We start from the raw sequence: 22,571 nt of genomic DNA, 5'->3' as shown, positions 1-22,571 counted from the left end.
GGCACTTTGCGCAAGAATGTCGGCCATTCACACCTATCTGGAAAAACCTCATGAATGTAATCACCACCGATCTGCCCGGTGTTCTGATCATCGAACCCAAGGTATTTGGTGACGAGCGCGGCTTCTTCTACGAGAGTTTCAACGCCAAGGCGTTCCAGGAAGCGACCGGTCTGGACACCCAGTTCGTGCAAGACAACCATTCGCGCTCGCAGAAAGGCGTGCTGCGCGGTCTGCATTACCAGCTGCAAAATACCCAGGGCAAACTGGTTCGGGTCACTGCCGGCGAAGTGCTTGATGTGGCGGTGGACATTCGCCGCAGCTCGCCGCACTTCGGCAAATGGGTTGCCGTACGCCTGTCGGCCGAGAACCACCGCCAATTGTGGGTGCCGGAAGGCTTCGCCCATGGCTTCGTGGTACTGAGCGAGTTCGCCGAATTCCTCTACAAGACCACCAACTACTACGATCCATCGTCCGAGCGCAGCATTCGCTGGGACGACCCCGCGCTGGGCATCGACTGGCAACTGGACGAAGCGCCGAAGCTGTCGGCCAAGGATCAGGTCGGCGCGCTGCTCAAGGACGCTGACGTCTTCGCCTGAGCCTGGGCATAATGCGCCTGTCACTACAGGCGCATCCGGCTCATGAAACCTACCCTTCCCCGCAGACCCCGCTGGCGCAGCCTCGCCCTGCTGGCCCTGTGTCTGGCGCCGCTGCTATGGCCGCTTGAGCATCTGGCCGAGCGCTATTACCGCAGTGAACTGGCCGGGCAAAACCGCCAGACCCTCGACCTCTACGTCGCCAACCTGCTGGGTACCCTGCACCGTTATGAAGTGTTGCCGCAGATTCTCGGCGACCTGCCGGCCCTGCGCGCCGTACTCGGCGCACCGGACGACGGCGTTACCCAGGGCAATGCCAACCGCCTGCTGAAAAACATCGCCGCACAGACCGGCGCCGAAGTCATGTACCTGATGGACACCAGCGGCCAGACCCTGGCGGCGTCGAACTGGGACAAACACGACAGTTTCGTCGGACGCAATTTCGCTTTCCGTCCGTATTTCAGCGAAGCCATGGCTGGGCGTCTGGGACGCTTCTTCGGCCTCGGCACTACGTCGGCCAAACGCGGTTATTTCTTCGCCGCCGCCGTGCGCAATGGCGAAAAAATCATCGGCGTACTGGTGATCAAGGTCGACCTCGATCACACCGAAAGTCTGTGGGGCAAAACCCCGGAACAACTGTTGGTGACCGACCATAACGGCGTGGTCATCCTCACCTCGCGCCCGGAGTGGCGTTTTCGTTCGACCCGGACATTGAGCGACACCGAGCGCTCGGCGATCACCGCGATCCTGCCCTATCCGACCCGCGAGCCGCGTCCGCTGAACCTCAGCGAAAACGCCTGGCTGACGCAGACCGTGAACATCGCCGAAACCGGCTGGAGCGTCAGCATCCTTGCCCCGCGCACGCTGATCGATCGCCCGGTGCGCACCGTTGTCGCCATCGGTGGCGCCACGCTGTTGGTGGTGATGCTCCTGCTCGGTTTGATGATGCAGCGCCGTCGACATTACCTGGAACGTATTGCCTTCGAAGCCAAGGCCCGCCGTGAACTCGAAGGCCGGGTGGCGGAGCGGACCAGCGATCTGGAAGGTCTCAACCGCCGCCTCAAGCAGGAAGTGCTGGAGCGCGAACAGGCGCAGCAGGAGCTGGTACGGGCTCAGGACGATCTGGTCCAGGCCGGCAAACTCTCGGCACTGGGCACGATGTCGGCGAGCATCAGCCACGAGCTCAACCAGCCGCTGGCGGCGATCCGCAGTTACGCGGAAAACGCCGAAGTGCTGCTTGATCACCAACGCACCGAAGACGCCCGTGGCAACCTCAAACTGATCAGCGAACTGACCGGGCGCATGGCCTCGATCATCGCCCACCTGCGTGCCTTCGCCCGCCGCGACCGTCATGCTCCGGAAAGCGTCGCCCTGCAACCGGCGCTGGATGATGCATTGGCATTGCTGGCCAAGCGGCGCCGCAGCATGGAAGTCGAGCTGATCCGCGACCTGCCCGCCGCCACCCTGTGGGTCGAGGCCGGAGAAACCCGACTGCGCCAGGTGCTCGGCAATCTGCTGGCCAACGCCCTCGATGCGCTGACCGAAAAAGGCCCGCCGCGCAAACTGTGGCTGAGTGCCGAATCCACGGCCGAAGGCGTCAATCTGTACATTCGCGACAACGGCCCGGGCTTTTGCATGGAAGCCCTCGGCCGCGCCAGCGAGCCCTTCTACACCACCAAGACCCGCACTCAGGGCCTTGGTCTGGGGCTGGCGATCTGTGAAACCCTGATGCGCGCCTTCGGCGGCGAACTGTCGTTCGCCAACCACAAGCAAGGCGGCGCCTTGATCACCCTGCGGCTGCGCGCCGGTGCACCCGGGGTCAGCCTGCAACCGTCCGAGGATCGAAGTGCATGACCATCGACAATCGCATTCAGGTGGTGTTGATCGACGACGATCCGCACCTGCGTCAGGCCCTCGGCCAGACCCTGGACCTCGCCGGCCTGAAAATCCTTCCGCTGTCCGAAGCCAAAGGTCTCGCCGCGCAACTGGAGCGTGACTGGCCCGGCGTGGTGGTCAGCGACATCCGCATGCCAGGCATGGACGGCCTGGAACTGTTGAGCGAATTGCACGCTCAGGATCCGGAGCTGCCGGTGCTGCTGATCACCGGCCACGGCGACGTGCCGCTGGCAGTGCAGGCGATGCGGGCCGGCGCCTATGACTTTCTGGAAAAACCGTTCGCCAGCGATGCCCTGCTCGACAGCGTGCGCCGCGCCCTCGCCCTGCGTCGGCTGGTGCTGGACAACCGCAGCCTGCGTCTGGCCCTCAGCGACCGTAACGAATTGAGCGCGCGACTGGTCGGCCATTCGGCGCCGATGCTGCGCCTGCGCGAGCAGATCGGCGCACTGGCGGCGACCAAGGCCGACGTGTTGATTCTCGGTGAAACCGGCGCCGGCAAAGAGGTCGTGGCCCGTGCGCTGCACGATTTGTCGAGCCGGCGCAACGGCCCGTTCGTGGCGATCAACGCCGGCGCCCTGGCCGAATCGGTGGTCGAAAGCGAGCTGTTCGGGCATGAGCCGGGCGCGTTCACCGGGGCGCAGAAACGCCGGATCGGTAAGTTCGAATTCGCCAACGGCGGCACGCTGTTCCTCGATGAAATCGAAAGCATGAGCATGGACGTGCAGGTGAAACTGCTGCGCATGCTGCAAGAGCGGGTTGTAGAACGGCTGGGTGGCAATCAGTTGATCCCGCTGGACATCCGCGTCATCGCCGCGACCAAGGAAGACCTGCGGCAAGCCGCCGATCAAGGACGCTTCCGGGCCGACTTGTATTACCGTCTGAACGTGGCGCCGCTGCGCATTCCGCCACTGCGCGAACGCGGCGAAGATGCGCTGGTGCTGTTCCAGCATTACGCCGACGAAGCCAGCGCCCGCCATGGTCTGCCGCCGCACGAACTGCAACCGGCGCAACGCGCCTTGCTGTTGCGCCACACCTGGCCCGGCAATGTGCGCGAACTGCAGAACGCCGCCGAGCGTTTCGCCCTCGGTCTGGAGCTGGCGCTGGACAACAGTGGAAGTGAAGGCGGCGGCAGCGCCGTGGAAGTCATCAGTGGCGGCCTGAGCGAGCAAGTGGAAAACTTCGAGAAATCGTTGATTGCCGCCGAACTGGCGCGCTCCCACAGTTCGGTGCGCAGCCTCGCCGAAGCCCTGGGCATTCCGCGCAAGACCCTGCACGACAAACTGCGCAAGCACGGCTTGAATTTCGCCGACAGTAACACCCATGGAGACGAAGCCGAATGAGCCGCGACAGTCGCTATCTGGAATCGGTGCTGCATCACGACATTCCCCTGACCCGCGAGATGGGCCTCAAGGTCCTCGGTTGGCACGAGCAGCAGTTGAGTCTGCACTTGCCGCTGGAGCCGAACGTCAATCACAAGAGCACCATGTTCGGCGGCAGTCTCTACTGCGGCGCGGTGCTGGCGGGTTGGGGCTGGCTGCACCTGCGCCTGAAGGAAGAAGGCATTGAAGACGGGCATATCGTGATTCAGGAAGGGCAAATCAGCTATCCGCTGCCCGTGACCGGTGATGCCACGGCGATTTGCCCGGCCCCGCAGGCAGCCGTCTGGAAGAAGTTTCTGGCGATGTATCAGCGCTATGGGCGCGCACGGTTGACGCTCAATACGCGAATCGTCAACACCGGGAGTGATGAAGATGCTGTGACGTTCAGCGGGCAGTACGTTTTGCACCGCTGAAGCAAAAGATCGCAGCCTTCGGCAGTTCCTGCTGGGAGATGCGAAATCCCCTGTAGGAGCTGCCGCAGGCTGCGATCTTTTGATCTCAGGAGCGAGCCAGCTCCAACAGTCTTGAACGCCAAGCCGCTTTCGCCGGCAACGCCAGAAAGAACTCATTGAGCAGCGATTCCCGCGCTGGATAACAGAACGCGTCGCCCTGCAGATCCAGCACCTCGCCGCCTGCACCTTCGAGCACGCCCTGCGCTGCCGCAGTGTCCCATTGCGAAGTCGGCGCCAATCGCGGATAACAATCCGCCGCCCCTTCAGCCAACAGACAAAACTTCAGCGAACTGCCGATGTTTGCCAGTTGCAACTCGCCCAGGCTGGCGCTCAAACCGGCGAGCAGACGTTCCTGCTCCGCACTGGAGTGGCGACGGCTCGCCACCACGGTAAACGCTTCACCGGGCGCGAGCGCGTCACGCACCTGAATCGCCACCGGCGAACCACCCTGGTCCCCACGCCACGCGCCGAGACCGGCACCGCCGACATAGAAGCGGCCATTGGTCGGCATCGACACCACACCAAACACCACCCGCCCGTTTTCGATCAGGGCGATGTTGACGGTGAATTCTTCGCTGCCGCTGATGAACTCCTTGGTGCCATCCAGCGGATCCACCAGCCACCAGCGCTGCCACCCGGCGCGCACGCTCTGCGGAATGTTGGCGTCTTCCTCGGACAGAATCGGAATACTGGAGTCCAGCGCGGTCAGCCCGGCGACGATCACGTGGTGCGCGGCCATGTCCGCTGCGGTCACCGGTGAATCATCGGACTTGGCGGTGACTTCCACGCCAGAGCGCCAGAACGGCAGAATCGCCTCGCCAGCCTGCAAGGCCAACGTCACCACTGGCGCCATTAACGGATGGGGAAACTTCATCGATATCTCACTCATGACTGAAAATACCCGCGCTGCCCCAGCAGATCGCGGGTCAGGTACAACGCCGCCAAGGCGCGACCTTCGGAAAATTGCGGATTCTGCGCCAGCGCCGCCAGCTCACGCAGGTTGACCTTGTCGACCCGCATCGGCTCGGGTTCGTCGCCCTCCAGATGCTCCTCGTACAGATCGGTGGCCAGTACCACCTGAATCTTCTGGCTCATGTAACCGGGCGACAGCGACAACTCGGTCAGATGCTCCAACTGACGAGCGCCATAACCGGCCTCTTCCTTGAGCTCGCGCTCGGCCGCGGCCAGCACATCCTCGCCCGGCTCGATCAAGCCTTTGGGCAAGGACAATTCGTATTCATCAGTGCCGCCGCAGTACTCCTCGACCAGCACCGCGTGTTCACTGTCGAGCATTGCCACGATCATCACTGCGCCATAGCCCGCGCCTTTGCCCACCAGACGCTCGTAGGTGCGTTCCACGCCGTTGGAAAAACGCAGCTTCAGTTCTTCGACGCAAAACAGGCGACTGGTGGCGACAATCTCGCGGGCGAGTACAGTGGGTTTCTGGCGCATGCAAAGCTCCTTGGCGTGAACGCGCTACTATAACGCGGCTTTCCCGATTGTTTGTGTCGGATATCTTTCTACCGCTCGAGACGTTGCCATGCCTTCTTTACCGTGGTCTGACATCGATACCGTCCTGCTGGACATGGACGGTACGTTGCTGGACCTGCACTTCGACAACCACTTCTGGCTGGAACACCTGCCACAACGCTACGCCGATCTGCACGGAGTGAGCCGGGCCCTGGCCGATATGGAACTGCAGCCGTTGTTCGAGCGCCATGCCGGGCAGCTGCAGTGGTACTGCCTGGATTTCTGGAGCACCGAACTGAAGCTTTCGGTACGTGAACTGAAACGGGAGACCGCGCACCTGATCGCGCTGCGTCCGGATGCCGACACCTTTCTGCAGGCGATCAAAGAGGCCGGCAAACGGGTGATCATGATCACCAATGCGCATCGCGATTCACTGTCGCTGAAACTGGAGCGAGTCGAACTGGCGCCCTATTTCGAACGGCTGATCAGCTCACATGATTACGGTTATCCCAAAGAGAACCCGCAGTTCTGGGATGCCTTGCAGGCGGATATCGATTTTGATCCGGCGCGCAGTCTGTTCATCGACGATACGTTGCCGATTCTGCGCAGTGCGCGGGAATTTGGTGTGACGCATTTGTTGGCGGTGAAAGAGCCGGACAGTCGCAAGGGGCCGAAGGACACGGCCGAGTTTGCGGCGGTTGAGGATTACCGCGATTTGATTCAGGGACTCTGATTTCCTGTAGGAGCTGCCGAAGGCTGCGATCTTTTGACTTTGATTGTTTAAAAAACAAGATCAAAAGATCGCTGCCTTCGGCAGCGCCTGCAGGGGGTGTGAGTTATTCCGGGATACGCAGGGTCTGGCCCGGATAGATTTTGTTCACGTCCTTGAGCATCGGTTTGTTGGCTTCGAAAATCTTGTTGTACTGGTTGGCATTGCCATACACCGCCAGGGAAATCGCGCTGAGGGTATCGCCCTTCTTCACTACGACAAAACGTGCCGCAGCCACAACCGGCCCGGTCACCGTGATCTGATCATCAACACTGCCCACGCCTTCGATATTACCCACCGCCAGCAGGATTTTTTCCTTCTCCTCCTGGCTCGCTACCTCACCGGTCACTGTGACCTTGTCGCCATCCACGGTTGCCTGAACATTCGGGTTGCCCAGCCCGACCTTGCTGATGTGTTCCTTCAACTGCTCGCTGGCATTGGCATTACCAGGGGTCAGCAGATCGATCAGTTTCTCACCGGCCTCTTTCACAAAGCTCAACAGACTCATGGCGCACACTCCTTGATTTGGATTCCAGACGTCCAAGCCTAGACCACGTTTGCCGGACCCGGTTCCAGCCCGACCAATGACCCGGCTCCGCCGCTGGCTCAAGCGTCTGGCGCGCGTCCCGCAGATCGCGGCCCCTTGCTTGATCGACGGCGTCTATCAATAGATCGACAGTAGCGATTAGACGCGACAAGTTGCCGCGCCTAGTCTTAGCGTTGATCAATCCGTCGGTGATGCCATGAACGCCAAGCGCCCCACTTGCGCGGCGCCTGCACTTCAAACGCCCGCGCCCGCCGCCAGCCAGACCTACAGTTACAGCGATCTGCCCTTTGTGGAATCGGCCAGCACCGCGCTCGCCGAGGAAGTCGCGCTGGCGATCGCCTACAACGGCATCAGTCAGGCGGTGATGCTGGTGACGCCGACGGATCTGGAAGATTTCATCGTCGGTTTCAGCCTCGGCAGCGGCATCATCGTAGACGCCAGCGACATTTATGACCTGCAATTGACTGGCGCCGGCTCGGCGCAATACGCGCAAGTGACCATTGCCAACCGCGCTTTCTGGAACCTCAAACAACAGCGCCGACAACTGGCCGGCACCAGCGGCTGCGGTCTGTGCGGCGTTGAAGCGGTCGAGCAAGCCCTGCCCGATCTGCAAGTCCTGCCCGGCGCACCGCTGCCGCCCGCCGCATGGCTCGACGGTCTGCGCCAGCGCATCGGCGCGTTCCAGCCCCTCGGCCAGCACTGCGGTGCGGTACACGCCGCAGTGTTCATGAACGCCAGCGGTGAATTGCTGCTGGGCCGTGAAGACATCGGTCGGCACAACGCCCTCGACAAGCTGATTGGCGGGCTGATCCGCCAGAAGATTTCCACCGACGGCGGCCTGGCGATTGTCACCAGCCGGTGCAGTCTCGAATTGATCCAGAAAGTGTTGCGCGCCGGGATCCAGACGCTGGTCAGCCTGTCCGCGCCCACCGGCCTTGCCGTGCAATGGGCCCGCCGCCACAACCTCAATCTCATCCACCTGCCGCAGAAGAATGCGCCGCGGGTCTATAGCCCAGCGATGGAGAACCAAGCGTGAGCCAACATCATCAAGCCGACCAGAAACCTGTCCCGCGCTACAAGCCTTACAAGGGCCCTGCCGGCGGCTGGGGTGCACTGATCAGTGTGGCTCAGGCCTGGTTGACCAGCGACAACGCGCTGAAAAACCTGCGCATGATGCTCAAGACCAACCAGAACGGCGGCTTCGACTGCCCGGGCTGTGCCTGGGGCGATTCGCCGGAAAGCGGCATGGTCAAGTTCTGCGAGAACGGCGCCAAAGCGGTGAACTGGGAAGCGACCAAGCGTCGAGTGGATGGCAAGTTCTTCGCCAAACACAGCGTCACGTCGTTGCTGGAGCAGAGCGACTATTGGCTGGAGTACCAGGGCCGCCTGACCGAGCCGATGGTCTACGATGCCCAGACCGATCGCTACAAGCCGATCGCCTGGGACGACGCCTTCGCCCTGATCGGCAAGCACCTGCAAGCGTTGTCGAGCCCGGATCAAGCCGAGTTCTACACCTCGGGCCGCGCCAGCAACGAAGCGGCGTACCTGTATCAACTGTTCGTGCGTGCCTACGGCACCAACAACTTCCCCGACTGCTCGAACATGTGCCACGAGGCCAGCGGCGTGGCGTTGGCGCAGAGCGTTGGCGTCGGCAAAGGCACGGTCACCTTCGACGACTTCGAACACGCCGATGCAATTTTCGTCTGGGGCCAGAACCCCGGCACCAACCACCCACGGATGCTCGAGCCGCTGCGCGAAGCCGTGAAGCGCGGCGCACAAGTGGTGTGCATCAACCCGCTGAAAGAGCGCGGTCTGGAACGTTTCCAGCATCCACAGCATCCGCTGGAAATGCTCACCAATGGCGACAAACCGACCAACACCGCGTACTTCCGTCCGGCACTGGGCGGCGACATGGCGGTGCTGCGCGGCATGGCCAAGTTTCTTCTGCAGTGGGAACGCGATGCGCAGAAGGCCGGTGAACCTGCGGTGTTCGATCACGACTTCCTCAATGCCCACAGCACCAACGTGCTGGAGTATCTCGGCGTGGTGGATGACACACCGTGGGAGCAGATCGTCGCGCAGTCCGGCCTGACCCTGGTCGAAATCGAACAAGCGGCGCGCATGTACGCCAAAGGCAAGAATGTGATCATGTGCTGGGCGATGGGTATCACCCAGCATCGTCACTCGGTGCCGACCATCCAGGAAATCGCCAACCTGATGCTGCTGCGCGGCAACGTCGGCAAACCCGGGGCCGGCCTGTGCCCGGTACGCGGTCACAGTAACGTGCAGGGCGACCGCACCATGGGCATCAACGAGCGCCCACCGGTGATGTTCCTCGACGCTCTTGAGCGGCGTTTCCAGTTCAAGGTGCCGCGTGACAACGGGCACAACGTGGTCGAGGCGATCCACGCCATGGCCGAGGGCCGCGCCAAGGTCTTCATCGGTCTGGGCGGCAACTTCGCCCAGGCCACGCCAGACAGTCCGCGCACCTTCGCGGCGCTGAGCAACTGCGACCTCACGGTACAGATCAGCACCAAGCTCAATCGCAGCCACCTGGCCCACGGCAAGGACGCGCTGATCCTGCCGTGCCTCGGCCGCACCGACATCGACATCCAGACCGAAGGCCCGCAAGCAGTCACCGTGGAAGACTCGTTCAGCATGGTCCACGCCTCCAATGGCCAGTTGCAGCCGCTGTCGAACCAGATGCGCTCGGAACCGGCGATCATTGCCGGGATCGCCGCCGCCACGCTGGGCAGCAAACCGGTGGACTGGAACTGGCTGGTGGCCGATTACGGGCGCATCCGCGACCTGATCGCCGATACCATTCCAGGCTTCAAGGACTTCAATGAGAAGGTCAAGAATCCAGGTGGGTTCTACCTCGGCAACAGTGCTGGCGCACGCAAGTGGAACACCCCGTCGGGCCGGGCCAATTTCCGCGCCAACCGGCTGCCCAAGGATCTGGTGCACGAACGCACCCGCGCCACCGGGCAACTGCCGGACCTGATCCTGCAATCGATGCGCTCCCACGATCAGTACAACACCACCATCTATGGCCTCGACGACCGTTATCGTGGGGTCAAGGGCCAGCGCGATGTGCTGTTCGCCAACGAGGCCGACATCATTCGTCTGGGCTTCCGTCCCGGGCAGAAGGCGGACATTGTGTCGCTGTGGGACGATGGCCGTGAACGTCGGGTGAAGGGCTTTACCTTGCTGGCGTTTGATATTCCGGCGGGTCAGGCGGCGGCTTACTATCCGGAAGTGAATCCGCTGGTGCCGCTGGAGAGCACCGGCGATGGCAGCCATACGCCGACGTCGAAGTTCATTGCGATCCGCCTTGAGGCGGCGAGCGAGACGGGTTTGATCATGGCCAAATCCGCTTGAACTCGCGGCCCTGTGGCGAGGGAGCTTGCTCCCGCTGGAGGCCGCAGGACTCCCTCCGTTTTGCATTTTTTGGGGCCGCTTCGCGGCCCGGCGGGAGCAAGCCCCCCGCCAAAGAATCTGTGTTGAGTCTCTGGTTCCTGAAGCTTTCGAACGCCCACAAAAAAGGCCGCTTTTTCTCAAAAACGGCCTGTCCGAAGTAGCTAAAGACCGGCGAAAATCGCTTAAGTTCCGCATACAAAACAGCAACTTGCATAATTGTATACAAGTCGTGTTATTCGTCGGATTTCGATTGTCAGTCTTGGTACAGAGCCTCAGGATCGCGCCGTCATCCCTTTGAGGCTCCTCTATGAAGTTCTCCTCGATTCTCTTGTTGTCCCTTGGCCTGGTCAGTGGCTTCGCTTCTGCCGGAGGCACCACCGAAGCAGGTGTGGGCGGCGCATTGGGCGGGGTTCTTGGCTCGGTCGTCGGTCAGTCTTTAGGCGGCAATACAGGTTCAACCATTGGCGCAGCCCTGGGCGGCGCGGGTGGTAGCGCGGTCGGCGCCAACAAGCACAGCCGTGGCGAAGCCGCCATTGGTGGTGCGCTGGGCGCAGCCGGCGGTAACGTGGTCGGCCGCAGCATGGGCGGCACCACCGGCAGCCTGATCGGCGCCGCAGCAGGTGGCGGCGCCGGTGGCGCGCTGGGCAACTACATGGGTAACGAAAGCCGTGACGAAGGTCGTCATTACGATCGCGGCCGCGACGACCGTCGCTACTACCGCGACCGCCATCCTGGCCGTGGCCACGCTTACGGCCACCGCAAGCATCACCGCTACTATCGCGACTAATCCGTTGCGTTAAGCGGGAAAGCAAAAATCGCAGCCCAAGGGCTGCGATTTTTTTTGCTCTGGTTCAAACCACCAGACGCTCCAGCGCGTCACGCAATCTGCCTGGAATCGGCACCGGCTGATTGCTCCTCCGGTCCACGAATACATGGACGAAACGCCCCGCCGCACAGGCCTCAGTTTCACCGACCTTGAACACTGCCAGTTCGTATTGCACCGAACTGTTGCCCAGTTTGCCGACCCGCAGACCGATCTCGATCAAGTCCGGAAAAGCAATCGAGGCAAAGTAGTCACAAGCCGAACTGACCACAAACCCCACCACCTCGCCGTCATGAATATCCAGGCCGCCGACCTGGATCAGGTAGGTATTCACTGCAGTGTCGAAGAAACTGTAATAGGTGACGTTATTCACATGCCCGTAGACGTCGTTGTCGTGCCAGCGCGTGGTGACCGGCTGGAAATGCGGGTAATCGGAGCGTTGTGGCATCGGGTTGGACATCAGCATTGATCCAGGAAGTTTTGCGAGCAGTCTAAAGGCGAAACCGTGGTGGCTCTAGCAATCAGCGTTCGGCAAACCCCTTGCCCTGAGCCGCCAGCTCGCCAATCAAGCGCGCCGGTTGCCACTGATCACCCTGCCGCGTTTGCAGTGCCAGCAAGCGCTGATGAATGTCCGCCAGCCCCTGCTGATCCGCCCAGGCCATCGGACCGCCCTTGTCGGCCGGGAAGCCGTAGCCGTTCAGGTACACCAGATCAATGTCATGGGCCGACCCGGCAATGCCTTCCTGAAGAATCTTTGCGCCCTCGTTGACCAGCGCCAGCAGGCAACGCTCCAGAATCTCCTCCGGACCGATCGCGCGGCGCTGGAAGCCCAGCCCTTCGCTGACCCGCAGCACCAGTGCATCGACTTCGGGATCAGGCTCGGCCTGTCGACTGCCCGGCTCATAGTGATAATAACCATTGCCGGATTTCTGCCCGAAGCGGCCCATCTCGCACAAACGGTTGTCCACCTGAACCTCCGGCGCATCCTGCCCCTTGCCGGCCAGCTCGCGTGCGCGCCATTCCAGATCAATACCGACGACGTCATACATGCGGAACGGCCCCATGGCGAAACCGAACCCCTGCAGCGCCGCATCCACCTGTTGTGGATAAGCGCCCTCGAGCAGCATCTTGCGCGCCTCCAGCACGTACGGATGCAGCATGCGATTGCCGATAAAGCCGTGGCAGTTGCCCGACACCACACTGACCTTGCCCATGCGCTTGCCCAGCGCCAGCGCCGCTTCCAGTGCAGGCGGCGAAGTCTGTGCCCCACGGACGATTTCCAGCAGTTTCATGATGTGCGCAGGGCTGAAGAAATGCAGGCCGAGCACTTGCGACGGACGTCGAGTCGCAGCAGCAATCGCGTCGATATCCAGCGCCGAAGTGTTACTCGCCAACAACGCCTCAGGCTTGAGCAGGCCATCCAGCTCGCGAAAGATCTTCTGCTTGAGCTCAAGGTTTTCGTATACCGCTTCGATCACCAGATCGACATTGCGAATCGCCGGGTAATCCGCCGCCGCGCTGATCCGGGCAAGTCGTGCGTCGGCTTCGACCTGATCGATCCGGCCCTGGCGCACATTGTGTGCATAGGTGTCGGCCACCGTCGCCAGTGCCTGTTCAAGCATCTGTGGATTGTTATCGACCCACTGCACGGCGATGCCAGCATTGGCCAGGCACATGACAATGCCGCGGCCCATGGTGCCCGCGCCGATCACGGCAGCTTGCTGAATATCGAAGGATGTCTGGCTCATGTTGTTCTCTTGTTGGCGATCCAAAGACAGCCTTCACCATAGTCAGGCACCGGACGTTTTTGAAGTTTATTCCCGTGATGAGCAACATTCAGCGCATGGATAACCCCCAATCGCCCTGAAACCGCACACTGCAGGAACTGCCGACATATCAGAGGTGTTCTTGAGCCCAACTGCGAACCTCGGCGTACGGATACTCCTCCAGCGCCGCATACCCCGAAATCGTCCGTGCCTTTAACCTGGTGAACAACGGCACATTTATCCCGCACAGAAACCGCGTCAGCCGCTCCGCCGTCGGCACACTGCCAGTGTGCTGTTCGTGCCTGTGGATAAAATCACCGCACAGCACCGCGAAGTTTTTATCCACAAGCGCTGGCAACTCGGGAGGCGCCGGAAGGCGCGCGATAGCACCGTGACACACCGAACAGTGCCCGCATCGCTCGGGGGCGTTGTGATCGCCGAAGTGTTCGGCCAGGCGATGGCCCAGGCAGCGCTCAGTGCCGAACAGATCGAGCATGGCGTGAATCCGCGTTATTTCAGCCTGTTCATGCCGGGTAAAATACGCATGCAATTCGGCGCTCAAAACAGCGCTGTCGAAATCACTGTGCAGCACGTTGTAGACCTCGGTCATCTGCTTGCTCTCAAGCTCGACCCAGCCCTTCTCCTGAAAGTAATCCAGCGCCTTCACCACCCGGTTGCGCTCAGCCGAATACTGCGTGTACATCGCTTCGAAATTCACCGTGGCCCAGGTGCGTGCGCGACTGGAGGTGTGGATGATGGCCGCGACAAAATCCCTGCGCTCACCGTCGAAATGCTCAAGCAAGGCTTCCGGCTCCAGCAGGTATTTGAAACGGTATTCGGCGTAATAGGCATAGCGCGGCGCGATCAAACCGCGCAGCTCCATTTGCACCAGTAGAGTTTTCAGCGGCAACGCGCGAATGTTGCTCTGATCGGCCAGCGGCCCGAGCAGAAACTCCCACTGCCCTTCGGCTGCGGCAGCCTGCATTTCTTCCAGCACACAACGAATCCCTTCACGCTCCGGGGTATCGCCGTAGACGAAGTTTTCCAGCACGTTGAGGCTGTCGCGGTTGGCCAGCACCAGGCAATCCGACGGCTGCCCGTCGCGTCCGGCGCGACCGATTTCCTGACTGTAGTTTTCGATGGATTTCGGCAGATCGAAATGCACCACGTTGCGGATGTCGCTCTTGTCGATCCCCATACCGAAGGCAATGGTTGCGACGATGCAATTGGACTGCCCGGCCATGAATTCCTTCTGAATCGCCTCGCGCTGATCATTGGGCAAACCGGCGTGATAGGCCTGGGCCTGTATGCCGTTACGCCCCAGATGCTCGGCGATGTGTTCGGCGGTTTTCTGCAGCGTCACGTAGACAATGCCCGGCTGGCCTGGACGCTCGCTCATCCACTCCACCAGGCGCCGGCGTTTGTCCTCGCCGCGTACCGGTTCCACCAGCAGATTGAGGTTGGGTCGATAGAAGCCGGTGGTCACCACATCAGCGGCGGCGATGGCGAATCTGGCCTGCATGTCGGCGACGACTTTCGGCGTCGCCGTAGCCGTCAACAGCAGGGTTTGCGGAATGTTGAACTGGCGCTGATAGTCCGGCAGCTTCAAATAGTCGGGGCGAAAGTTGTGGCCCCATTCCGAGATACAGTGCGCTTCGTCAATCACCAGCAACGAGATCGGCACCTGCTGCAAAAAGTTGCGGAAACGCTCGTTCTTCAGACGCTCCACCGAAATCATCAGAATCTTCAATTCACCCGAACGGGCGCGGGCCATCACGTCACTGGCATCATCGCGACTTTGCGCCGAATCGATGCTGCCGGCACTGATACCGTGACGCTTGAGGAATGCCAGTTGATCCTGCATCAACGCCAACAGCGGCGACACCACCAGGGTCAGATGCGGCAGCAACAGTGCCGGCACTTGATAGCACAGTGACTTGCCGGACCCGGTGGGGAAAATCGCCGCCGCCGAGCGCCCGGCCAATACAGCGCTGATTGCCGCTTCCTGCCCGGGTCGAAACTGTGGATAACCGAAAACCTGTTCCAGGGTGTGGTGCATGCGCTGTCACTCCGTTGACCGCTGTGATGTCAACAGCCTAGCGGGCGATCACAGCGAGTCGAGAAAAGGTCGGGGTCAATTCGATACGGAATGATACAGCGCCGGGGCAGATGCCACCGGATCAAACAAAGGAAACAATTTGCCTCTCGCCGGCCTGACCGCAAGGCAGGTAACGTGCGCCGCATCCACGAAACGAGCGTCGTGCCAGGACGGCCGACACCCGTGGGTCAACTCAAGGAATAAACATGTCCGACAGACTGAAACTGCTCCTCACCCTGACGCTCGCATCGCTGTTGCTGGGCGGATGCATGCAACTCCCCGATGACATTCCGCCCCTCGCCATGCGCGCCACTGCAGATCACGTAGTCACCTAGGTCTCGTCGCAACGACAGGCTAGGGACGCAGCACGGCCACCCGAAGTTGCGCATTCAGTTCCTGTTCATGCACACCCTGGCTCTTGCTCGCCCACTGTGCATGGGCCGGACTGATATCGCCGGTAAACGCCGCCGCCAGTTGTCGCAGGTCCGCCACACTGCGCACTCGTGCACAGAACAGCTGTTCGCCACAGTCCTGACTGGCGTTGCGATAAATGCCCAGCAAACGCTCCCACAGTCCCTCGCGCACCTGTCGGATCGGTTTGAGCCGCACATGCGGCACATCCAGTTGCCGTTGCAGTGCGCCAGCATCCAGCGTTTCACTCGCCAACAGGACTTTGGCGAACATCAACACTTCGGCACGTGAAGCAGTATCGATGCGGGCCTGGCTGGACAGCGCGTCGGGCCAGCCGGTGCGTTGCAGATCGACAAACACCCAGCTGTTGCCGGCATCAGCGGCTCCGGCCAAGCGACACCCAATGGTCCACAGCAATAAAATCGAGGCTTTTCGTAGCCACCGCATACTCAATTCCCTTTAAGCGCGCATCGGACGTTTGGAAACGTCCTACAGTTTCTGGCGCGCACCATACAGAGGATTCTCAAGAAACGCCTGTGAATCCCGTGGGAAATTTCTGCGCTAAGGGTTTTACCTCGAAAAAGCTGCAAAACCTTGTAGGGCAATTGCCCGAGTCTCGGAAAAACCCCTACGAACTCCGTCCATCACGGCGGTCTTGTGACCCCTTGCCACGCACTTCTATAGTGGCCGGCGCGGCTGCAACCACTGGAGCGACTTCGTACAGGACACGTCTGAACATAAACATGCATAACCCGCTGGCCAATCGTTATCGCCCGCTCAAAAGCACCGACGGCGATCATCCGGTGCTGACCATAGATACTCAAGCCAGCCACGGCGAACTGCTCGACGCTGCGCATCAACGCCTGCGTGCCGCCAGCGATTTGCTGGAGACTCTTTACTGTTTGTGTTTCAAACAGGCCGATGTCAAAGACATCCCGAACATCGTCAACGCCCTGTATTTATTGACCCAGGACGGCTGCGAACTTCTGGAAGTAGCAAAACTTCAACTTGCAAACGCTTTATAAAATCACGCGCACAAACAACGCAACAACTAACCACTTCATATCCGCAATATAAAAAACTAGCCTGCTTGCTCTTAATTCATTCAAGAGCAACATTATGAGTACATTGACTATTTTCTTTTGCGGCACGGGTTCCACCAAGTTCGACACCAGCAACAGCAACTATTGGAACGGTGAGTTGGTGTCCACTCTCGCTTCGCACCACACTGGCCGCGAGTTCGCCGAATGGATTGTCGTCGACGGCCCCGGCTCCAGTAATCTGCAGGCCGATGAGCTGTTCACCAAATCTGCCGACTACGGTCTCAGCGGCACGTTGTTCGGCAAGGGCTGGGAGGAAAACGTGCAGCACGCAATGAACATCATCAAAGGCAAGTGCGACTGGCAACGCCAGCAACTGACCGAAGCGGAATACAACCGTCTCAAAGCGGCCGGTATTCCCATTGAAGATGTAAAAATCGAAGGCTCCTGGTTTTGGCGTAAATACAACTACGGAGAACGCAGCGTGACCCAGCAGAAGTTGCAGGAGCAAATCATTAAAACGTTCCGCAAGGACGGCATTATTCCCACTCAGGTCAACCTGGTCGGCTGGAGTCGAGGCGGTATAAGTTGCCATATGCTGGCCAACGCCATGTTCAATGACAGTACTTTGAAAAGCATTCCGGTGAAGATCCTCGCCATTGATCCGGTGCCCGGCATCGGCAACTTCCAGGAACATCGGGTCAAACTCAACAGCAACGTCAAAGAGTACGTTGGCTTCTATGCCCGCGACGAGCGTTCGAAAGGTTTCAGCTGCGTTATCCCGCAAACGGCTACCGGTACGCGCACGCATATCTTCCCGATCCCCGGCCGCCACGCCACCCTGGTCGGCAACGCTGCCGCTGACGGCAACGCCGGCCCGAAGGTCCTCGCCGAACCCGGCCAGTTCGTGCGCCACTTCGCCGAAGCCTGCCTCAAGCGTTGGGGCACCCCGCTGACCAACACCCTGAACCTGAGCGACGCCGTCCTGAAGCAATGCGGCGATGCGATGGTCAGGGACGCCGCGAAATACAAGGCCATGGAAAAGTACTCCTACACCTGGTTCACCGAACTGGACCAAGGCGAACGCTACGTTTCGCTGGGCAGCAAAGGCGTGCCTTTCTCGTCGGGGAAGGGCGGGATCTACGCGCCGGCGACCGGACTGACGACGAGTGTGCTGGATGTCGAGGGGTATCGGGCGATTCGTTGAAAACCGTGATAGATCTGTAGGAACGGCCTGCTCGAATCTGCATCCCGTTCCTACACGCAGCGGCGCCTTGTCTTCTATCGGCGCCGATAGGCCGAAACCTATAGTTGTGACTGTCGCTGCCAATTCAGCGGCTCGGGCTTGGTCACCCGATTGGATCATGCATTCGCGTCCGCTGTATGCTGCCGGCACTCAATTGCCAGCAGCGTTATGGTGGCTGTGTTTGGGACGCTTTCGAGCGTGCCGGGTATGTGCATGATCCTCACCGGTTGACCAACCCGAACACAGTCGCCTCCAGTCGCTTGGTCACGATGTGGTGGCTTCATTCGAAGCAATTGAGGATCTAAAAATGAAATCATGGAACGAGCTCCACTCCGATCGCTACCGCCCCGTCGACTCCAACCTCACTGACACCAAGCCCCTGGTCATCGACACCGATGCCAACCCGCAAGACATCCTCGAATGCGCCGTCCAGCGCCTGCGTGCGTCCAGTGACCTGCTGCAAACGCTCTACTGCATCTGCTTCAAACACGCCGACGTCGAAGACATCCCGCACATCACCCATGCCCTCTACCTGCTGACCAAAGACGGCTGCGACCTGCTGCAAGTCGCCCAGCAGAAAATGCTCAGCTTGAAAGCCCCGGCCTGAAGCTGAGAGATCGAATCGCTCTCAGGCACTGCCTGAGAGCGATGGAAAAAACGCAATCAAACGATGGAGATTCTCGTGAGCAAATTTTTTGATGAGCTGATGGAAAGCGTCAAACAGGCAGATGAAATCTTCCGCCGCGAGCACGGAGACCTCGACTCGCCACCTGCTCCAAAGATGCCGCTGGAAAATTGAAGAGCACCTTCAAGGCACACCGTTTCCTGACAATGACGAAGACAAATAAGTACCAAAATTATGCTTATTAGCCATAAAAACAGGTGGAATACTTCCAGTTAGCTGTTTCTGCCTCCACTTGTCTTGCCGAACATTCTTCTTAGTCTTAAGTGCTACTATTCTGGTAGTTAAGGCTTAAAAATGAAGGAATATTGGCACATGGCTAATAAGACAGCACCGCTCTTGCCCGCGACTTCCAGACTGCTTTCCGAGTTTGGCGAGCGCCTGAAGCTGGCCCGCCTGCGCCGTAAACTGACGGCCAAACAGGTCGCAGAACGATCAGGCATGTCGCTGACAACCCTGCGCTCACTGGAGTCTGGTGGCTCGGGAGTAACCATCGGTGCCTATCTATCAGTCATGCAGGTACTCGGGCTGGAAAAGGATCTGAATAAACTGGCCGAGGCCGATGAGATGGGGCGCCGATTGCAGGACGCGCAATTGCTGCCTGGATCAACCCCCCAACGAGTACGCGGAACATCCAGGATCAAGAAGTCGCCTCTGGTCGGCGAAAAGAGCACAAGAGTGGAGGAAGACAGCGCCTACATCGCCAGCCTGACGGAAGATTTTCCCCTCAACACCCACTCGCTTTCAGAACTGTTGAACAAGAAAAAAAGCGGCTCCAAAACAGGTGAAGAATGACGCGAATTGCGGTTTATGCAGATTGGGAATCCTTGAATGGCGCAAGACGCCTCGGATTCCTGCATGTCAGAAAGGCCCGTGCTAACGAAGTGTTCGAGTTTGAGTACGATCCAGCCGCACTGGCCGATCCTGAACTGAACTTCATGAAGCTCGATCCCCGTATCAACTTTTTCGAAGGACACCAATTCCCCGGCGGGCACCAAACCCAGTTCGGTGTATTCGCAGACTCAAGCCCTGATCGCTGGGGACGCTTGCTGATGAAGCGGCGGCAGGAACGCGACATTCGGGACGGCTTGATGCCAAAAGGCAGCAAACTGTACGAATCCGATTATCTGCTGGGCGTACATGACCTCTTTCGCGTAGGAGGTCTGCGCTACAAGCTCAATGATGAGGGCAGCTTCCTCGATGACCGCGACGGCTTGGCAGCGCCACCCTTTTTAGAGCTGCGCGCATTAGAGCAGGCAAGCCGCGCGCTGGAAAACGACCCGGACAACACGGCACTGGAAGGACGCGAGTGGCTAAGAATGCTGATCGCACCCGGTGGCTCTTTGGGTGGCGCCAGACCCAAAGCCAGCGTTGCAGACCAACACGGTCATCTGTGGATTGCCAAGTTTCCAAGCATTCGAGATGACTACGACGTCGGTGCCTGGGAAATGGTGGTGAATGCTCTCGCCAAAAATTGTGGCTTGAGAGTCGCAACCGCCACCGCCCAGCGCTATGCGAGCCAGCATCACTGCTTCATGGTTAAACGCTTTGACCGAAGCAGATCCGGTGGCCGCTTCCACTTCGCCTCCGCCATGACCATGACCGACCGCGTCGACGGTGACGATGCCTCGAATGGCGCCAGCTACATCGAACTGGCTCGAGCGATCATTGAACACGGCTCAGAAGTCGACACCGACCTGCGCGAGCTATGGTCGCGAATTGTCTTCAATATTCTCGTTTCAAACACCGACGACCATCTGCGTAACCACGGATTCCTTCTCGACCCTGGTCGCGGGTGGCGGTTGTCCGAGGCTTACGACATTAATCCCGTGGCGAATGCGGATGGGTTGAAACTGAACATCACGGACTTTGATAACGCCTTGGATCTGGAATTGGCTAGAGAAGTGGCAGAGTTTTTTCGAGTCAGCCGGGAAAATACAGAAAATATCATCGAACGGTTTCGGGCCGTTGTTAGTCAGTGGCAAACCATCGCTGGGGTTCTGCGCCTGTCTAAGCGTGAGCAGGACAGCATGGAGCCGGCGTTTCGGGATTCTGGCCGACAGTAACACTCATGGCCAAGCAAGTAACTTGCAGCTCAGATGGCTTTTTAACACTTCGAAAAAAGCCACCTCATCCACCTAGTGAACTAATTGGTTGGCACACTGGCCATCTGATGGCTATGATCTAATCTTCCTCTAAAGCGATAAAATCCAATACAGAGGAATGAGTAATAGATACTTGGTGGAAAACGTTTTTGGGACCTTGAACAATCGGCAACCGGTAGACAGGGAGTAAAAAATGCCAAGAGCTAAAAAGAACAAAGAAAAACTTTCAATCTACTTGGCAAAAAACGACCATGCATCCGACATAGAGTTTGTAAAAGTTGAAAACTCAATCGCCCCAAAAACAGTAAAGCTTCCTACGGGATCCGCAACGCTTTATATAAAAAAGGAAGTCGATCCTCACCCCCCAAATGGGCAAGTTTCCTTTGCAAGGATCAAGAATTCTCACCAGAAATTTTTGGACAGGGAAATACCGTCGGCGCGCTATTAGTAATTCGAGTTCATGGGAAAATATTCTCTCTAGCTTTTGGCTCAGGCTACCACTTGATAATATCCGACAGCATTGAACGCGACTTTGGTCTTCGCGTAACCTTAAACTCTGTAAGTCCTGAAAAGCTCAGAAGCCTGGACAAGTCAAACTATGAAGACAATCCACTGAACTCGAGAAATCAGAGCCCTAAAAGCGTAGGAATCTTTGAGCTTGAAATAGACTCGGAGACGGATATGCTTTACGCGATAACTGGGGAGTCCATGGTCAGCATATTCGGGACTCAAATAACTGGCAGAGATGCTCTTGTCATATGCCCAGAAGTGACTCTTGATACATTATCAGACATCCTATTTGAAGCACTAGAACGCTTCAAAATGAAGCTTCCAGAAAACTTCGAATGGGTGGACAACATAAGTAAAATAAAAGACCCAGACGTTGCATTATTACTCGACATGGAGCTGGATGAGAGATTATCCGTCGATCAGCATCTTGATCATTTTTGGCTAGGTGAGCCAGAAATCGTAGATTGGGAGTATCAATCGGGGTACTCATTTGACCAGCATTACAAGGCGGCAATACATCCGACATTAGAAATTAAAGAACTCGCAAGGCATTTACAGACCAATAGTCAAGAGAAAATATGTACAAAAGCCTTGAAGAAACAACAAATTTTTATAGTTCACGAGGAACATCATAGCAATAAGTCATGGTCTGCATATCGCTGTCTTTACGCCGAAATAACATATGGCAGTGAACAATATATCCTTAGAAACGGGATATGGTACAGAGTAAATCAAGACTTCGTGAAACGCATAGACAACTACCTCAGTGAATTAACGCAGTATCAATACACCCTTCCAACTTACAACCATGAAAGGGAAGACGAATACAACAACTATGTCGTTGCAAACGACCCTAATTATGTACTGTTTGACAAAAAAACTATTGGACTTGGCGGAAAAAATGACAAAATCGAGTTTTGCGATATTTTAAGAAACTCTCGATACTTAATTCACGTCAAATACTATAGAAGCTCGAGCACCCTAAGCCACTTATTCTCTCAAGGCTGCGTCGCTGCCGAAGCATTTGTTAGTGACAAAGAGTTCCGAAAAAGACTAAACAAAAAACTACCTGAAGAAATGAAGTTAGCTGATATAGACATTCGGCCAGAATCAAAAAAATTCTGCGTTGTATATGCCATTGCCGTAAACCGAGAGATACCGAAAAAGCTACCTTTTTTTTCAAAAGTAACGTTGAAAAATGCTTTCAGAACATTAAGGGCTTTAGACTTTGAGGTCAATCTTGCAAGAATCGAGGTAGATGCTGTTCTTGCCTGCAAGAAAAAACACAGGAAGAATAAATGAGGGCTTATATAAGAAAAAAAGCCGCCCTCAAGAGGCGGCTTTTTCATTCACCAGAACTAAGT

The 22,571-nt window shown here is 58.3% G+C and carries 22 protein-coding genes; 15 read left to right on the top strand and 7 right to left on the bottom strand.

The window, feature by feature from the left end:
- Positions 1–50 precede the first annotated feature (50 nt).
- The 4 genes from rfbC to HXW87_RS05465 are packed head-to-tail and all read left to right on the top strand — an operon-like array spanning position 51 to position 4,281.
- Entirely contained in the window at positions 51–596 is a 546-nt protein-coding gene (gene rfbC / locus HXW87_RS05480; protein ID WP_047290831.1) for a dTDP-4-dehydrorhamnose 3,5-epimerase, read from the top strand.
- A gap of 42 nt (positions 597–638) precedes the next feature.
- A complete protein-coding gene (locus HXW87_RS05475) occupies positions 639–2,447 on the top strand; it encodes an ATP-binding protein (RefSeq protein WP_041071297.1) in 1,809 nt (602 codons plus the stop codon).
- Positions 2,444–3,829 (top strand): sigma-54 dependent transcriptional regulator, encoded by a 1,386-nt coding sequence (locus tag HXW87_RS05470; protein ID WP_047290830.1) that lies wholly within the window; start codon positions 2,444–2,446, stop codon positions 3,827–3,829. The genes HXW87_RS05475 and HXW87_RS05470 overlap by 4 nt, the downstream gene beginning before the upstream one ends.
- Entirely contained in the window at positions 3,826–4,281 is a 456-nt protein-coding gene (locus tag HXW87_RS05465; RefSeq protein ID WP_095667804.1) for a YiiD C-terminal domain-containing protein, read from the top strand. The genes HXW87_RS05470 and HXW87_RS05465 overlap by 4 nt, the downstream gene beginning before the upstream one ends.
- 85 nt (positions 4,282–4,366) lie before the next feature.
- On the opposite strand, the gene cysQ is transcribed toward HXW87_RS05465, so the two are convergent.
- Together cysQ and nudE are read right to left on the bottom strand one after the other, a co-directional pair.
- Positions 4,367–5,194, bottom strand: coding sequence for a 3'(2'),5'-bisphosphate nucleotidase CysQ (gene cysQ, locus HXW87_RS05460; protein WP_047290828.1), 828 nt, complete (start codon positions 5,192–5,194; stop codon positions 4,367–4,369).
- An 11-nt stretch (positions 5,195–5,205) separates the two neighbouring features.
- Positions 5,206–5,772, bottom strand: coding sequence for an ADP compounds hydrolase NudE (gene nudE / locus HXW87_RS05455; RefSeq protein ID WP_239778547.1), 567 nt, complete (start codon positions 5,770–5,772; stop codon positions 5,206–5,208).
- Between the two features lie 88 nt (positions 5,773–5,860).
- On the opposite strand from nudE, the gene yrfG reads away from it, so the two are divergent.
- Complete coding sequence (gene yrfG / locus HXW87_RS05450) at positions 5,861–6,523, top strand: GMP/IMP nucleotidase (protein WP_047290827.1); 663 nt, start codon at positions 5,861–5,863, stop codon at positions 6,521–6,523.
- A gap of 103 nt (positions 6,524–6,626) precedes the next feature.
- On the opposite strand, the gene lysM is transcribed toward yrfG, so the two are convergent.
- Complete coding sequence (lysM, locus tag HXW87_RS05445) at positions 6,627–7,067, bottom strand: peptidoglycan-binding protein LysM (protein ID WP_027611221.1); 441 nt, start codon at positions 7,065–7,067, stop codon at positions 6,627–6,629.
- Between the two features lie 235 nt (positions 7,068–7,302).
- On the opposite strand from lysM, the gene fdhD reads away from it, so the two are divergent.
- The 3 genes from fdhD to HXW87_RS05430 all read left to right on the top strand — a co-directional run bounded on the left by fdhD (position 7,303) and on the right by HXW87_RS05430 (position 11,313).
- On the top strand, positions 7,303–8,142 hold the full coding sequence (gene fdhD / locus HXW87_RS05440) for a formate dehydrogenase accessory sulfurtransferase FdhD (protein WP_239778546.1): 840 nt from the start codon (positions 7,303–7,305) through the stop codon (positions 8,140–8,142).
- Positions 8,139–10,487, top strand: coding sequence for an FdhF/YdeP family oxidoreductase (locus tag HXW87_RS05435; RefSeq protein ID WP_239778545.1), 2,349 nt, complete (start codon positions 8,139–8,141; stop codon positions 10,485–10,487). The genes fdhD and HXW87_RS05435 overlap by 4 nt, the downstream gene beginning before the upstream one ends.
- 346 nt (positions 10,488–10,833) lie before the next feature.
- The gene (locus HXW87_RS05430; RefSeq protein WP_047290823.1) at positions 10,834–11,313 is read left to right on the top strand and encodes a glycine zipper domain-containing protein; all 480 of its coding nucleotides are present in this window, start codon (positions 10,834–10,836) and stop codon (positions 11,311–11,313) included.
- A 64-nt stretch (positions 11,314–11,377) separates the two neighbouring features.
- Here the strand turns inward: HXW87_RS05430 and HXW87_RS05425 are convergent, their stop codons facing one another.
- The 3 genes from HXW87_RS05425 to HXW87_RS05415 all read right to left on the bottom strand — a co-directional run bounded on the left by HXW87_RS05425 (position 11,378) and on the right by HXW87_RS05415 (position 15,174).
- Entirely contained in the window at positions 11,378–11,809 is a 432-nt protein-coding gene (locus HXW87_RS05425) for a thioesterase family protein (protein ID WP_121183125.1), read from the bottom strand.
- A 61-nt stretch (positions 11,810–11,870) separates the two neighbouring features.
- Positions 11,871–13,097 (bottom strand): 3-hydroxyacyl-CoA dehydrogenase, encoded by a 1,227-nt coding sequence (locus tag HXW87_RS05420; protein ID WP_047290822.1) that lies wholly within the window; start codon positions 13,095–13,097, stop codon positions 11,871–11,873.
- 148 nt (positions 13,098–13,245) lie between these two features.
- A complete protein-coding gene (locus HXW87_RS05415) occupies positions 13,246–15,174 on the bottom strand; it encodes an ATP-dependent DNA helicase RecQ (protein WP_182403397.1) in 1,929 nt (642 codons plus the stop codon).
- Positions 15,175–15,419: 245 nt separating this feature from the next.
- On the opposite strand from HXW87_RS05415, the gene HXW87_RS29460 reads away from it, so the two are divergent.
- Positions 15,420–15,548 (top strand): hypothetical protein, encoded by a 129-nt coding sequence (locus HXW87_RS29460; protein WP_260687873.1) that lies wholly within the window; start codon positions 15,420–15,422, stop codon positions 15,546–15,548.
- 19 nt (positions 15,549–15,567) lie between these two features.
- On the opposite strand, the gene HXW87_RS05410 is transcribed toward HXW87_RS29460, so the two are convergent.
- A complete protein-coding gene (locus HXW87_RS05410; protein ID WP_239778544.1) occupies positions 15,568–16,071 on the bottom strand; it encodes a polysaccharide deacetylase in 504 nt (167 codons plus the stop codon).
- A gap of 290 nt (positions 16,072–16,361) precedes the next feature.
- Between HXW87_RS05410 and HXW87_RS05405 the strand changes: the two genes are divergently transcribed.
- The 6 genes from HXW87_RS05405 (at position 16,362) to HXW87_RS05380 (ending at position 22,509) form a co-directional block, all read left to right on the top strand.
- Positions 16,362–16,649, top strand: a complete 288-nt coding sequence (locus HXW87_RS05405) for a hypothetical protein (protein WP_108181383.1) — start codon at positions 16,362–16,364, stop codon at positions 16,647–16,649.
- Positions 16,650–16,743: 94 nt separating this feature from the next.
- Positions 16,744–17,871, top strand: coding sequence for a hypothetical protein (locus tag HXW87_RS05400; RefSeq protein WP_239778543.1), 1,128 nt, complete (start codon positions 16,744–16,746; stop codon positions 17,869–17,871).
- A gap of 346 nt (positions 17,872–18,217) precedes the next feature.
- Complete coding sequence (locus HXW87_RS05395) at positions 18,218–18,517, top strand: hypothetical protein (RefSeq protein ID WP_239778542.1); 300 nt, start codon at positions 18,218–18,220, stop codon at positions 18,515–18,517.
- Positions 18,518–18,907: 390 nt separating this feature from the next.
- Positions 18,908–19,387 (top strand): helix-turn-helix transcriptional regulator, encoded by a 480-nt coding sequence (locus HXW87_RS05390; protein WP_239778541.1) that lies wholly within the window; start codon positions 18,908–18,910, stop codon positions 19,385–19,387.
- On the top strand, positions 19,384–20,658 hold the full coding sequence (locus HXW87_RS05385) for a HipA domain-containing protein (protein ID WP_239778540.1): 1,275 nt from the start codon (positions 19,384–19,386) through the stop codon (positions 20,656–20,658). The genes HXW87_RS05390 and HXW87_RS05385 overlap by 4 nt, the downstream gene beginning before the upstream one ends.
- 360 nt (positions 20,659–21,018) lie before the next feature.
- Positions 21,019–22,509: a TIGR04141 family sporadically distributed protein gene (locus HXW87_RS05380; protein WP_239779137.1), complete on the top strand. Its 1,491-nt coding sequence runs from the start codon at positions 21,019–21,021 to the stop codon at positions 22,507–22,509.
- The last annotated feature ends 62 nt before the right edge of the window (positions 22,510–22,571 follow it).

Origin of the sequence: Pseudomonas sp. Y5-11 (genome assembly GCF_022368695.1) — a bacterium.
Lineage (GTDB): Bacteria > Pseudomonadota > Gammaproteobacteria > Pseudomonadales > Pseudomonadaceae > Aquipseudomonas > Aquipseudomonas parakoreensis.
The sequence above is the reverse complement of the archived record's forward strand: the minus strand, read 5'-3'. Positions and strand labels throughout refer to the sequence as shown.